At 33.4% G+C, this 15155-nt stretch carries 12 protein-coding genes; 4 read left to right on the forward strand and 8 right to left on the reverse strand.

What is annotated here, in order from left to right; all coding sequences use genetic code 11:
• The first annotated feature begins 314 nt into the window (after positions 1-314).
• Positions 315-1847: an exopolyphosphatase gene (gene ppx / locus HMPREF3154_RS06160; RefSeq protein WP_023351160.1), complete on the forward strand. Its 1533-nt coding sequence runs from the start codon at positions 315-317 to the stop codon at positions 1845-1847.
• A 64-nt stretch (positions 1848-1911) separates the two neighbouring features.
• Entirely contained in the window at positions 1912-4077 is a 2166-nt protein-coding gene (locus HMPREF3154_RS06165; RefSeq protein WP_023351159.1) for an RNA degradosome polyphosphate kinase, read from the forward strand.
• Between the two features lie 130 nt (positions 4078-4207).
• On the opposite strand, the gene HMPREF3154_RS06170 is transcribed toward HMPREF3154_RS06165, so the two are convergent.
• Together HMPREF3154_RS06170 and HMPREF3154_RS06175 are read right to left on the reverse strand one after the other, a co-directional pair.
• On the reverse strand, positions 4208-5440 hold the full coding sequence (locus HMPREF3154_RS06170) for an acetylornithine deacetylase (protein ID WP_023351158.1): 1233 nt from the start codon (positions 5438-5440) through the stop codon (positions 4208-4210).
• A gap of 105 nt (positions 5441-5545) precedes the next feature.
• Positions 5546-6238: an SDR family oxidoreductase gene (locus HMPREF3154_RS06175; protein WP_023351157.1), complete on the reverse strand. Its 693-nt coding sequence runs from the start codon at positions 6236-6238 to the stop codon at positions 5546-5548.
• Between the two features lie 192 nt (positions 6239-6430).
• Here HMPREF3154_RS06175 and HMPREF3154_RS06180 point away from each other — a divergent pair, with 192 nt between their 5' ends.
• Positions 6431-6733 (forward strand): DUF1413 domain-containing protein, encoded by a 303-nt coding sequence (locus tag HMPREF3154_RS06180; protein ID WP_002432209.1) that lies wholly within the window; start codon positions 6431-6433, stop codon positions 6731-6733.
• A gap of 375 nt (positions 6734-7108) precedes the next feature.
• On the opposite strand, the gene HMPREF3154_RS06185 is transcribed toward HMPREF3154_RS06180, so the two are convergent.
• Positions 7109-7300, reverse strand: a complete 192-nt coding sequence (locus tag HMPREF3154_RS06185) for a hypothetical protein (RefSeq protein ID WP_002432938.1) — start codon at positions 7298-7300, stop codon at positions 7109-7111.
• A gap of 262 nt (positions 7301-7562) precedes the next feature.
• Here HMPREF3154_RS06185 and HMPREF3154_RS06190 point away from each other — a divergent pair, with 262 nt between their 5' ends.
• Positions 7563-9488: a glycosyltransferase family 2 protein gene (locus HMPREF3154_RS06190; protein WP_030063311.1), complete on the forward strand. Its 1926-nt coding sequence runs from the start codon at positions 7563-7565 to the stop codon at positions 9486-9488.
• Between the two features lie 48 nt (positions 9489-9536).
• On the opposite strand, the gene galU is transcribed toward HMPREF3154_RS06190, so the two are convergent.
• The 5 genes from galU to HMPREF3154_RS06215 form a co-directional block, all read right to left on the reverse strand.
• A complete protein-coding gene (gene galU / locus HMPREF3154_RS06195; protein WP_002469897.1) occupies positions 9537-10406 on the reverse strand; it encodes a UTP--glucose-1-phosphate uridylyltransferase GalU in 870 nt (289 codons plus the stop codon).
• A 149-nt stretch (positions 10407-10555) separates the two neighbouring features.
• Positions 10556-11914: a gluconate:H+ symporter gene (locus HMPREF3154_RS06200; RefSeq protein WP_023351155.1), complete on the reverse strand. Its 1359-nt coding sequence runs from the start codon at positions 11912-11914 to the stop codon at positions 10556-10558.
• A gap of 64 nt (positions 11915-11978) precedes the next feature.
• Entirely contained in the window at positions 11979-13520 is a 1542-nt protein-coding gene (gene gntK / locus HMPREF3154_RS06205; RefSeq protein WP_023351154.1) for a gluconokinase, read from the reverse strand.
• 25 nt (positions 13521-13545) lie between these two features.
• The gene (locus HMPREF3154_RS06210; RefSeq protein WP_023351153.1) at positions 13546-14226 is read right to left on the reverse strand and encodes a GntR family transcriptional regulator; all 681 of its coding nucleotides are present in this window, start codon (positions 14224-14226) and stop codon (positions 13546-13548) included.
• A gap of 154 nt (positions 14227-14380) precedes the next feature.
• Positions 14381-15097: a MerR family transcriptional regulator gene (locus HMPREF3154_RS06215; RefSeq protein WP_070474474.1), complete on the reverse strand. Its 717-nt coding sequence runs from the start codon at positions 15095-15097 to the stop codon at positions 14381-14383.
• Positions 15098-15155: the final 58 nt, after the last annotated feature.

The following is a 15155-nucleotide window of genomic DNA, read 5'->3' on the forward strand; positions in this document are numbered from 1 at the left end:
GTCGATTGACCTGCTTTTCGTAACCCGTCTATCATTCCTGGCATTTTAAACTCACTTACAATAAAAATAATCGCTAGTATATCTACCCTCTAGATGTACTAGCTTTTTCAACTTTTAAATTCAAAATTTTATTACAGACACCCTTTTATCTGCGTAATTAAATACATATTGCCTAAAATATTATAGTTTTCCCAAATTACTATAAAACTTTAACAAAAAGTTTCTTAAAAATCTTTTCAATTTATCTATATCATGTAAAATAAAATTAAACAGGGTTAATTTCAAACTTCCCGTAAGAATCACAGGAGGCAGAGATGGAAGAAAGAATAGGTTTAATAGACATTGGCTCAAATACGATTCGACTCGTTATTTTTGGTTTCACTACAGAAACAGGACTAAATGAAATCCTCAACATTAAGACACCTGCACGTCTTAGTCAATATTTAACAGAAGACACAAAAATGAACGATGAAGGTATTGAAGTGTTAAAAGAAGCGCTTCGTAGTTTCAAGAAAGTTGCTGACAAGTTTGATGTTCAAGAATTACATCCTATTGCGACAGCAGCAATACGTCAATCGAAAAATAGAGATGACATCATTAAGCAAATCAAAAAAGATTTGAATATTGAAATTCAGATTGTGCCTGAAGAAGATGAAGCTTTCTATGGATACTATGCCATTTCACATACGACAGATATTGAAAATGGTATTTCTGTAGATATTGGTGGCGGATCTACAGAAGTGACGCTCTTCAAAGACAAGAAACTTAAAGAGGCACATAGTTTTCCATTTGGAGTAGTAACATTAAAACGTCAATTCTTTGGCGACAAAGACCATAACGATAAACCAGCCATTAAAAGTATGGAAAAGTTTTTATCCGAACAGTTTAATCAACTTGATTGGTTAAAAGATCAAGAGATTGCACTCGTTGGTGTAGGTGGCTCTGCACGTAACGTTGCGCGAATACATCAATCAGAACATTCCTACCCTATTGGTGGCGTTCATAACTATACCATGTCACTTAAAGACATCGATGAAGTATATGATATCATCCGTAAAAGCTCACGAGATGATTTAACTAACCTTGATGGCCTAAGTCGAGATCGCGTAGATATTATCCTACCTGCCGTCTCAGTGTTTAAAACACTTTTTAAGAAAATTGATGCTACACAATTCACTTTCTCAAGAAACGGTATTCGTGAAGGCTATGTTATGAACTTGATACGTCAACGTCACCCTAATGAGTTTAAAAAAGATAACGTACGTCAAGATGCATTAAGACATCTTGCGAATGAGTATAACATTGAAGAAGATAGTGCGAATCGTCGATTAAAATTAGCTCAATCTTTACTGGATCAACTATTAAAACACGGTAATTTGAAAGTTTCAGATCAAGAAAAAGCTTTATTCGTCGAAGGTGCTTACATTTATTACCTTGGTAGCTTTATAGATTCAGATTCAAGTTCACCACATACCTATTACTTAATTGCGAATTCTATGATTAATGGATTTTCTCATAAAGACCGCGTGAAGCTAGCATTACTTGCAAGTTTTAAAAATAAATCATTACTTAAGTTCTATGTTAAAGAAACAGAATGGTTTAGCGGTAAGGAAGTTGATACCATTCAGGCTTTAGGTGGCATCATTAAATTTGTGAATGCGTTAAATATTTCACATACCAGCTTTGTAGAAGAGGTTAAACTTAAAGAGAAAAAAGACGATAAATATGAACTCTATGTTTACTACAAAGGAGAGCCTATTGCAGAAGAATATCAAGCTAATAGACAGAAGAAACATATCGAAAAGATTTTAAAGGGGAAAGTTTCAATCGTCTTTACAAAATCTTAAAATTCATATGATATTTTTAGACTACACAACTATAAAGACTAAATAATGAGGTGTATTGAGAGTTATGCAAACTCAATTGGGAGAAAAGGATATTAATTTACCACAGTACTATAATAACAGGGAGTTAAGTTGGTTAGATTTTAACTATAGAGTCTTACAGGAAGCTTATGATAAGAATAATCCGTTACTCGAAATGCTTAATTTTGTATCTATTTTCAGTTCGAATTTAGATGAATTTTTCATGGTTCGTGTAGCTGGTTTAAAAGACCAAGTGAAAATGGGTTATGACAAACCTGAAAATAAAGCTCAAATGACGCCTCAAGAACAACTTGATGCGATTAAGATAAAGAATACAGAGTATGTTCATATGCAATATCAACGCTACAACGAACTTATTGAAGAGTTACGTAATTATGATATTGAAATGGTTAAACCTGATTGTTTATCAGAAACGCTCTTAGAGAAACTTGAAAAAGAATTCAAAATACGTATTCTACCTACTCTGACGCCACTAGGTATTGACGCGTATCACCCATTTCCAAAATTAAATAACAAAAGTTTAAATATTTTTGTAGATATTGATACTGAAGATGCTATTAATTCTGCAATTGTACAAATTCCATCTTTAATTCCTCGCTTTTTAACACTTAACGAAGGTAATAAACAATATGTTGTAATGGTTGAAGATGTCATTACATACTTTATCAACTACCTATTTACAGGATATGAGGTTTTAAATACATTTACTTTTAGAATTACCAGAAATGCCGATTTAACGATTCATGAAGACGGTGCTGAAGACTTACTGATTGAAATTGAACGCTTTTTAAAAGAACGTAAAAGTGGTTCAGCCGTACGTTTAGAAGTCGATGGACGTACAGCTCAAAGAGAGAATATCGAATGGCTTAATGAACAATTAGAAGTAGAAGAAAATGACGTATACTTCTTAAATGGTCCCTTAGATTTAACATTTTTATTCGGCTTAGTTGATCATCTTTCGAATAAACTTAAATATCTTACTTATGAGAAATACACACCACAAGTACCAAGATCATTAGGGAACAATAATATTTATAAATTAGCTTTAGAAAGAGATATTTTCTTCCATCATCCTTATGAATCATTTGAGCCTATCGTTGATTTTATTCGTGAAGCAGCTGACGATCCAAATACCATTGCGATTAAACAGACGCTTTACCGTGTGAGTAAAGACTCGCCAATAATTAATAGTCTGAAAGAAGCCGCTGAAAATGGTAAGCAAGTTACAGTACTTGTGGAACTAAAAGCTCGTTTCGATGAAGAGAATAACGTTCATTGGGCACGTATGCTTGAAGATGCAGGTTGTCACGTGATTTATGGTATGACGCACCTTAAGACACACAGTAAAATAGCGCTAGTAGTTAAACGTATTGGTGGCGAATTAACATCATTTGTACACCTTGGTACAGGTAACTATAATGACAAAACAGCCAAGCTCTATACAGATATGGGAATCATTACTACAAATCAAGAAATTGCAGAGGATGCGATTAACTTCTTTAATTATTTAAGTGGTTACTCCATCAAACCAGAATATAACAAACTGATTGTAGCGCCATTTGATATTCGTGATGTCTTTATCGATCGCATAGATAAAGAAATCAGTAATCACTTAGAATATGGAAACGGTAAGATTATGATGAAGATGAATTCTCTTACCGATAAAGCTATTATTGAAAAGCTCTTTGAAGCCTCTCAAGCTGGTGTTAAAATTCAGCTTATTATAAGAGGTATCTGTTGTCTCAAACCTGGTGTTCCTGGAATTAGCGAAAATATTGAAGTAGTAAGTATTGTTGGACGTTTACTTGAACACTCTCGTATTTACTACTTCCATAATAATGGCGACGAACGTATTTACTTATCTTCAGCAGATGTTATGACACGTAACATGATTAAACGTGTTGAAATCTTGTTCCCTGTTGAAAATAAAACCATTGGTAAGCGTTTAGTCGATTACATGAACTTACAACTTTCAGATAATGAAAAAGGACGTTACCAAGATGAAAATGGTGTATATCACTATGTTAAAAACAACTTGTCACCATTAAATTCACAAGTATACTTAATGCAAAAAGCAATCAAATATGGACAAGAGCTCAAGAAACAAACTGCACAACCAACAGGTCAACCCGTTCGTTCAAAACGCGGTGGTAGTTGGATGAGTAGATTGAAAGAATCGTTTAGAAGATAAAATCTTAAACTTTACTTATAGTAACAAGTCTTTCTGCTTGATATGAAGCAACCCCTCACTATACGAAATAGTGAGGGGTTTTTTTATCCACTTTAACCCTTACAATTTTGGATTTACTTCACATTTTATATTACTTCTCAGGGTGCTCATACCAATGTTTCAGAAACTCATATAGCACTTCGCTATACTGCTCTAATTCACGTTTCTCAACCTTTTCATCAACACTATGTGCCTCTTCCAGACTACCTGGACCATATAATATAGTTGGAATATCGAAATGCGCAATCCAACCACCATCTGTTACGGTCGTACTCATGCCATGTCTTAACGCACTACCATGCACATGTTGGTGCGCATCTTCTAGTTGTTTAAATCCAGGATGTTCTATTGGCACTGTAAAACTTGGGAAAATTTCTCCCTTGTCTTCAATCATAGATGCTCCACCCCACTCAAACTCAAGTGGATTCTCTCTCATCCAAATATCCGCTTCAGCCACGCGATTTAAGTAATCTTCAATTTCTTCAACAACATCTTCATATCGCTCATTAGGTAAATAATGTACGGTAATCCATAATCGGCATTCATCTGCAATAAAAGCTGGATGACGACCGCCTTCTATCACTGCTGGATTAATGGTATTCGCACCTGGTGGCATGCCTGGACTCTTTTTCATCACTGCCCAATGAGATTCAAGTTCATTTAATGCTTGAATGACCTTTGTCATCTTTTCAATCGCACTTGCACCAAATAAACCACCACCCGCATGAATCATCTGACTACGGGCACCATCATGAATCGTGTTTTTACTTTTAACAGTAATCCAACCTGTGATAACGCCACCTTGTCCTAAAGCTTGATTTTCACTCGTATCTAATACTAAGGCTAAATCCCCTCTAGGACCTATCTCACATGCACGTTTCGTACCTGCCTCTCCAACTTCTTCACCTACAACTGATTGTATGATAATGTCACCTTTAGGACGATGCCCTTCTTGATTTAACCTTTCCAAAACATAAAATAAGGATGACATGCCGCCTTTCATATCACTGACACCTCTGCCGTATAACCAGCCGTCCACTTCTGTTAATTTGAATGGAGGATATTGCCAATATTGATCATCATCTACAGACGCGACATCAACATGGCCATTTAATATTAACTTGGGTGCTTCAGAGTCTTCACCCTTTAAAGTGGCCACAATGATACTATCATTGTCATAAAGGTGTTCCCGCTGAATAGAGAAACCTAAATCTCTTAATAATAATTCAATTTCATTTTGTAATGGGTCTGTATTTCTTCCTGGAGGACTCTCCGTGTTAAATTCAACAAGCATGTTTAAAATCTCGAATTGACGTTGATTCATTTGATATCCCTTCCTTTATGTAAATTAAAAGTATCAAATAGTTTACAATTCAAGTTTAACATTCTATAAGTGCTTGTCATCTTAATAGTATGCTCTTTAATACTTCTATACAGGTCTGACTGTCACTTCATTAACATTTACATGGCTTGGTTGCGTTAACGCATATACAACTGCATCGGCGATGTCGCGTGTATCTAACTTTTTAAGTCCGCCAAAGTCATTACCTTCAGTCATTGGTGTTTCAACCATGCCTGGTGATACACTTGTCACTTTTACACCGGTACGTGCGAGTTCTTTTTCAAGTGCTTGTGTAATAGTATGGATTGCTGTTTTAGTGGCGCTGTATACAGCATTTGTCTTCGTAACTTCAAATCCTGAAATAGAAGCAATATTTATAATATGTCCACTTGATTGATTTAATAAATGTGGCAATGCTGCTTGTAATACATAAAGCGTCCCTTTTAAATTCACATCAATCATTGTGTCCCATTGTTCAACGTCATAATCTGTGATTTTAGATGATAAACTTTGTCCAGCGCTATTAACAACGATGTCGACTTTGCCATAGTGTCCTTTAACGACTTGTAGCATTTGGTCAACACTATCTTTTTGAGTGACATCTGTAGGGATGACTTTTGTCTCAGTTTCAAGTTGTTGTGCCACGATTTGTAGTTTTTCTTCATTTCTTCCAGCAAGCGCAATGTTAACCCCGTGTTGGCTTAGCGCTTTGGCGATAGCTTCTCCAATCCCACTACCTGCTCCTGTAATTACTGCTACTTTATTGTTTAACTCTGACATATCTTTAGTCTCCTTTTTGGAAAATGAATTTCAATATAAGTTATATTTATCTTAACGTTTTTCAATACTCTATAAAATTGAAGTGATTGCAAAAATTAAAAAATGTTATAATTTCAGTGTGGGTACTTAATAATTAATATAAAATAGTAATATATAATTATGAGTATATACTAGAAGGAGGTAGTGAGAGATATGTCTTATCATGATCGCGTTCTAAAATTAAGAGAAGAAAAGCACCGTACTGCATTTGAATTTCATTTCGAAGATTTATTTACTGAAGAAGAATGGTTAAATATGTCTATAAAAGAACGTCAAAAAGAAGAAAAAGCTTTTAGACATGAAGTTGAGAAAATGGAAGACGTGAGATTACCATTTGCGAGTAGAGATGCTGCAAAGAATAAGTTATTCAATATCACCTATGCATATAATGGTATTAAAAAGAACTTTAAACAAAATGATAAAAAAGAAAACCCAAGAGGTCGAATTACTCAATAGATTAGTCTAGAATGATTCATTAGAAGATAAATATATTTTGGTCATCACGCTTTCCTTGGAGACAGTCTCAACCTTGCTATGCAAGTTTTCAACTCGTCCTATTCCCAGAGGAGTCGGATGACCTTATTTTTCGTTCACCCTTCAAAAAATATTAAATACATAGAGAGTAATTTTAGGATTTACATTTTTTATTAAATAATCAATAAGATGAATAAACATAGTGAAGACCACATCTTACTGGGGCGTAGGATGTGGTCTTCTAACACATTATTCTAGATTTTAGGGGTATATAGAGTGTTTGTTGCTCTCAATTACTCTTTGAGAGCAAGTTCATTTCATCATTTTCGGGAGTTATCAATAGCGTTATTGGTTTGGTTAACTTGTAACAAGGGATTTACGTTCTAGACTATAATAATATAATCTCTCGGCATCAATATAAGGGATTGAGTCAATTGTTAAATATCCATCTTTAAGATCACCTATAAGACCTTGATTTACGCCAGTGTGTACATAAATTTCGTAACTACTTACATCAGAGTTAATTAAATTCTCAATTACATTTCTCATAGTCAATCACTCCATAATTTATTACTTACTCCTTACAATTCATATACTACACCTTTTCATGTAAAATAAAAGTATTTTGTGATACTTTTCACAAAATCATCACTTCTTATTTTTTATGTAAATTCTCGATAATATTTAAGCATCAACATAATTTATAATAACCTTGTGATAGTTCTTTAAAAAGTTTTAGGTAATATATCTATTCTGTTTCTTGTAAAAACGCTATTCTTGTAGTATAATTATTTTATTATACAAAAATATAGTGAGTAATATTTTTGTTTTGGGGGAGTTTAAAATTAGTAAGTTAATTTCAATTATTGTTCCTGTTTATAATAAGGAACCTTTTATTGAGAGATGTGTACAATCTTTAGTGGATTTAGAAATGGACCATTCATTAATTGAAGCTATATTTGTAGATGATGTTTCTTCGGATAGATCTTATGAAATTCTTCAGTACTATGATGATAAGTACGATTTTATAAAATGTATTCAATTAGAACAAAACTCTGGAAGTCCAGCTGAACCTCGTAATGTAGGTATCGAGGTGGCAAATGGTGAATACATTGCTTTATTGGATGCTGACGATTGGTTAGATAAAAAGGGCTTTCCGAAATTAGTATTTCAAATGTCTGAACATCATTCAGATATTGGCTTTGGACAAAGCTTTAGGCATAAAGATAAAAATGTTTCTAAAATGGCTCGTTTCGCTTCATATAAGGAAGCCAATGGTTTAATTCCATATGAAATCAATGAAATTTTTCGTGCTGTGGGTCCACCAGGTAAAATTTTTAAGCGTTCAACAGTAATAGATAATCAAATAAAATTTCAACATATGAAATTTGGTGAAGATAAATTATTCTTTGCGGAATTAATTAGTAAGTGTACAAGTGCATCAATGACAACTGAAGCTACCTATCACGTTAATCGCTTTACAGATAATGTCTCATTAGTTAAATCTACTGATGTTATTGAAAAATCAAAAATCAATTTAGAAGTTTTACGTCAAATTGTTAATTTAGATATTCCTAAAATAGCTATGGAAAGTATTTTGAGTCGTATAGTAGAAGTGGATTACATGCAACGCTTCTTAGTGACTAAAACATTTTTAAAATCTGATAATAAAGAATTCTTTTTTAATCAATTTTCTAAAGTAGAATCCATTATTAAAGAAACTGGATACAATGTGGAAGACTTACTTACTATAGATGAGTATAAAAATGTTTATAGTCTTTTTCACTCAGATAAAGAAGCTATGCAAGAATACATTTATTACAAAATTTTTGATTCTAACAAACAAAAGTTTATTAAAAATACAAGTGTTTATTTAAAATATCCTGATAAATATAACCATTTAATACCTCTACAAGAAGCGTGTATGCCTGTGTATAAAGGTACAGAGATGATAGATGATACATTTTATGAGGTAATTGAATTATTTACTAAACCAAGTGTAGAAATCAATAACGTAGAATTAATTAAAATTCGAGACGAAAGATTTTCTAAATCTGTGAATTATGAACATAAAGATAACTTCATATATATTAAAACTGATGATTTAATCTTTGATGAATTTGATTTTAATATTGCTATTAAATATAATCTTTACAAAACAGCACTTGTATTCGCTACTTATCCTAATTTCAATGATGATGTTAGTCTAAACCGTCAAAACTTTAAGTTAGAATTTATAAAAAAACAATCTAAAATTGAGGATGTCCCAACAAATAAAGTAAATGATACTAAGTATTTAAGCGAAAAACCCAATTTTATAATTACTAAAAAAACTATTAAAAGTTATATTGATGCAGACTTTAAAGAAGAATTTAATACTATAAAAAAAGGTAGTTTAATTCCCATATCTGATATGAGTCAAACATCTAAGGGAACAATGAGATTAATTACTAAAGATAAGCGATTCATTACTGCTAATGTAAATTTTGTTAAACCTACTGAATTGAAAAAGAAAGATGGCTACGTTTCTACTATTCCTAAAAGAATTAGAGTAATGAAGAAGTGTAAACTTTACACTGACGTTACTTTCAAAAACGAACCAATTCAAACGATGCAACCTAAAGATGAATTAAATATTATCGATATCGATTATACAAATAATTTTACTCCAAGATTAAAAACCGTTGATGGCTATTACATTACTGCTAACGTTAAGTTTGTAGAGGTATTACATTAATACATTAAGAAGGCACGCAGAAATAAAATTTCTGTGTGCCTTTTCATATTAATCAATATTAAGTTTTTTGATGAATTGCTTAAGTTCATCTTTCATACTTTCGTCTTTTAGTGCGTATTCAATAGTAGTTTTTACGAAACCTAACTTTTCACCAACATCATAGCGGTTACCGATAAAGTCATATGCAAATACTTGATGTTCACTATTCATTCTTTCGATAGCATCAGTGAGTTGAATTTCATTACCTGCACCTTTTTTCTGTGTTTTTAAATAATCAAAGATCTCTGGAGTTAGGACATAACGTCCCATAATTGCTAAATTAGAAGGTGCTGTACCTTGTTCAGGTTTCTCAACAAACTTTTGAACTTCGTAACGACGTTCTTTTTTAGATAAAGGATCAATAATACCATAGCGATGCGTTTCTGACTCTGGCACCTCTTGAACACCTATCACTGAATTACCAGTTTCTTCATATACTTCCATTAATTGTTTAATAGCTGGTGTATCAGATTCAACAATATCATCACCTAGAAGCACAGCAAACGGTTCATCACCTATAAATTGACGAGCAGAATAAATTGCATGTCCTAAACCTTTTTGCTCTTTTTGTCGTACATAGAAAATATTAGCTAATTCAGTAGAATATTGAACTTTTTCTAATAATTCAGTTTTACCTTTATCTTCTAACACCATTTCAAGTTCTTTTTGATTATCGAAATGATCTTCAATTGCTCGTTTATGTTTTCCAGTAACGATGATAATATCTTCGATGCCTGCACGTGAAGCTTCTTCTACTATGTATTGTATTGTTGGTTTATCCAATATTGGTAACATTTCTTTAGGCATAGCTTTTGTAGCTGGTAAGAATCTCGTACCTAAGCCAGCTGCAGGTATAATTGCTTTTTTAATTTGTCTCAATATGTAAACCCCTTTATTTATATTGTTTATCGTATTCATTTTAAAGTGTATCATTATTTAAAATGCTTTCATAGTAGAGTTAATCCCTTCACCAATTTACTTAGTGAAGGGACTGTTGTTCATATCGATAATCATTCGGTTATATTTAATTAAACAAATAAACTGATAAATAGTATGAAAATAATTCCAGAAACAGAGATGATTGTCTCTAGTAATGACCACGTTAAAAATGTTTCTTTAATCGTGAGGCCAAAGTATTCTCTGAACATCCAGAAACCTGCATCATTGACGTGGGATAGGATAACACTTCCTGCACCAATTGCGAGCACAACTAATGCAACGTTCGTAACTGAATGATGTAATAAAGGTATCACGATACCTGTTGTTGAGACCGCAGCAACTGTAGCTGATCCAAGCGCAATACGTAATACAGCTGCGACAATCCATGCGAGCAATATAGGTGACATGTTGGAACCTTCAAACATTTTAGCGATGGTGTCTCCAACGCCTCCATCAATTAACACTTGTTTAAATGTACCGCCACCGCCAATGATGAGTAACATCATACCTATAGGATAAATTGCATTTGTAACGGATTCCATAATATTCTCCATCTTACGTTGCCTCATTACACCCATGGAGAAAATCGCAAAGATAACCGCAATTAACATTGCTGTACCAGCTGTTCCTATAAGATAAATGATTTGTTCAAACCAGTTTGTTGGATCTTCATGACCTGTCACTAATTGCACAATTGTGGAAATTAACATTAAAATAACTGGTAATGTTGCTGTGAGTAAGCTAATACCAAAACTTGGCATTTCTTCCTCTTTGAATTCTTTTTGAGTACCTAATGAAGTAATATCCCCTTCACGTCTATAAGCACTAGGAATTATTTTTTGAGCCATATGATTAAAGAATGGGCCAGCGATAAGTGTCACTGGGATTGCAATGATGATACCGTATAATAATACTTCACCAATATTAGCTTTAAGCTCTTTTGCTATCACGACAGGCCCCGGATGTGGTGGTAAGAAACCATGAGTTACTGATAATGCTGTAACCATTGGTAGTCCTAATTTTAAGATTGAAACATTTGCACGCTTAGCTACTGTAAATACGAGTGGTATTAATAGTACCAAACCAACTTCAAAGAATAATGCAATACCTACGATGAAAGCAGCGATGAGCATAGCCCACTGAACATGTTTCTGACCAAATTTAGCGATGAGCGTATCTGCAATTCGAGTAGCACCTCCACCATCAGCTAGTAGTTTACCTAGAATTGCTCCTAATCCGAAGATGAGCGCAATATGACCTAAGGTACTACCCATTCCATTTTCAATCGTTTCCATAATTTTATTTAAAGGCATTCCAAGTAATAGTGCCGTAATAATTGAAGTAATGATTAATGAAATAAATGTATTTAATTTCAAGAATATAATTAAAGTAAGTAAGATAACAATCCCGAGTACAACACTTATGAGTGGCCAAATTTCTCCAAACATAACATTCCCCTTCTTTCTCTTTTAAATGTCTGAGTTGCAAGTTTATAGTTAATACTCTTAGTGCTTAATTGCTTATATGTTTACGTTGGAAGTTTGCTATTTCACTATAGCTTTCAGTTATAGAACGACTTATATTAATAAAGATTTTAACAAGCTCTTGATAAATTGCTACAGTATTTTGATTTGGTTGATGAGCGTTCGTTGTTCCTACCATTTCTTCTATAATAGAGAAGTCATCAATTTCCCCTATTGCTTTCAGTCCTAGTACACATGCACCTAAGCATGAACTCTCATAACTTTCTGGCACGATAAGATTAGTATCAAAAATATCTGCCATCATTTGTCTCCAAATCTCACTTTTAGCGAAACCACCTGTCGCTTTAATTGTATTTGGTGTCTCATTCATAACTTCTATTAACGCAAGATATACAGTGTATAAATTGTAAAGTACACCTTCTAATGCTGCACGTATCATGTGTTCCTTTTTATGAGAGAGCGTTAAACCAAAGAATGAACCTCTAGCGTCTGCATTCCATAGTGGGGCACGTTCACCAGCAAGATATGGATGAAAGATAAGACCTTCTGCACCTGGTTTTACTCGACTAGCAATTTGCGTTAACACATCGTAGGGATCAACACCTAAACGCTTAGCAGTTTCTACTTCGCTTGCAAGAATCTCATCACGTAACCATCGTAGAATCACTCCACCATTATTCACTGGACCACCAATGACGTAGTGTTCATCATCTAAAACATAACAAAATATACGACCTTTATAATCTGTACGTGGTTTATTTATAACTGTTCTAATGGCACCGGATGTACCTATAGTCACTGCAACTTCGCCTTTTTTATAGCTATTAACACCTAAATTCGAAAGTACACCATCACTTGCTCCCACAACTACTGGAGTATTTTCATCAATATCCATGAGCTCGGCAAAACGTTTCTTCATGCCAGTTAAGATATGGGTTGTTGGTACAAGCTCTGGTAATTGGTCTCTACTAATACCTAGTAGTTTTAGCGCTTTTTCATCCCAGTCTAATTGTTCTAAGTTGAACATCCCAGTTGCTGACGCCATTGAATAATCGATGACATATTTATCAAATAATTGATAGAAAATGTAAGTCTTAATATCAGCAAATTTAGCTGTTTGATTATATATGGCAGGTTGTTCATGTTTCATCCAGAAAATCTTAGATAGTGGTGACATTGGATGTAACGGTGTACCTGTTCGCTGATAAATTTCAAAGCCATTATATTCATTTTCAATTAAATCAGCATAGCGACTTGAGCGATTGTCAGCCCAAGTAATATTCTCAGTTAAACGTTTATTTTGAGCGTCCATTGCCACTAAGCTGTGCATTTGAGCACTAAATGAAATTAACTTAATATCTTTCTTCGAAATACCAGATTCTCGAACGATGTACTTCACCGTCATTAACACTGCATCAAATAATTCATCTGGATTTTCTTCTGATACGTCTACATTGGGTGTATGTAAGTCATAACCAATATTATGTTTCATTATAAATTGACCATTTTCATCGTAAAGTACAGATTTAGTACTTGTAGTTCCGATATCAACGCCAATCATATATTTCATTATAGGGTCCCTCTCTTCCAAATCTTTACCGTAACCAAAAACTTTCTATATTTTTTCCAACGTCATCAAAGTTTAAGTGAAACGCTTCTCTTAATTTCTCAGCATCATAATGTTCAATTGCTTCTATAAATACTTGGTGGTTGCGATGAATTCTTTCAAAATCTTGTTTGTCTGTAGCCATTCGATGTCTCATAGATAGTAATATGAGCGACTCCATTACTGGCTTCAAGTGATTCCAAAATGTTTTAAGATATTGATGATTCGCAGCATAAATGATGACTTCATGAAATTCGAAATCATGTTTTGTAAATGCCTCTGCATCCTCAAACTGAACCGCCACTTTCATCATTTCTAATTGTTTCTTCATTTCTTTAGCTATCGCTTGTGTGTCATGACCTTTTAATCTTGAAAATGCGAAAGATTCAAGCATGAGACGTAAATCATACATTTCTCTTTTCTTTTGATCTCCAAAAGATAAAACTTGAGCTCCCATACGTTCAAGATGTATTAATTGGTCAGTTTGTAACAATTTGAAAGCATCTCTAACTGGAGAGCGACTAACATTAAATTGCTTGGCTATTTGATTCTCTGTTAATAATGTGTCAGATAAGATTTCTCCACTTACGATTCCTAAACGTATTTCAGCTGCAATAGACTCACCGGTTGTTAAACCTTCCATCCACTTTTTAGGATAGCCATAAGTCATTGTCTCCACCCTCCAAACTTGAACATCTTAACTTGTATACAAGTATGGTAATATACACGTTTTTATTTTGCAAGCGCTTTCTTTAGTTGTTATTATTTCTCAAAATAAAAAACCTTAACGTAATATTACGTCAAGGTTAGTATCTGTTTTCTATTTAAGTTTTGGAAACTTCGACACAGAAATGTGTTTCATGACACTTTGGACATTTCAGTTTTCTGGTATTCGGTGTGTGCTGAGCTCTAATAAAGTCAAATGTGTTAGGATTAAATACATTTTGACAATTAGGACATAAGTAAGAAACATTATTTTTATAGAAGAAAGTTAATATTAAGGCATAACTAAATGTTATTGGCACAGTAGATATGAATGGTGTTTTGTCCTTTTTCACAATAGTTGCGATGAGTCCTGTATACTGAATGAGACTTATAACGCCGGTACTAAACCACATTTTTTTTCTAAAACTATTTAAATTTGACGTTTGTTTCATAACATGATCTATGTCATATAAATGTGTAATTGGTGAATTTGACGTTGTGTTAAAGTACTTACAAATATCTTTAATTTTCTTAATGATAACTTCCTTAGATTTAATATCCTCTTGAAGTTCTTCTTCTTTAACTTTTAACATAGCGTTCAATGCCTTAAGGGATTGATTATTTTTCAACAACAATCTTATATCTTTTATTGAACAACCTAATTCCTTAAGTAAAATAATTAGTTCAAGTTTCTTAACTTCTTGGTCTGTATAAAGACGCCGATTAGCGTCTGTCATTTGACTTGGGCTAAGTATCCCTTGTTTATCATAATATTGAACTGTTCTCACAGAAACGATACATTTTTGTGCTATCTCTCCCGTTGTATAATTAGACATAGATTTTCACCTCCTAATTACACTTTATTAAATAACGTAACGTCATTAGCAACACCTT

Source organism: Staphylococcus sp. HMSC06C11 (assembly GCF_001808345.1).
GTDB classification, from domain to species: Bacteria; Bacillota; Bacilli; order Staphylococcales; family Staphylococcaceae; genus Staphylococcus; species Staphylococcus capitis.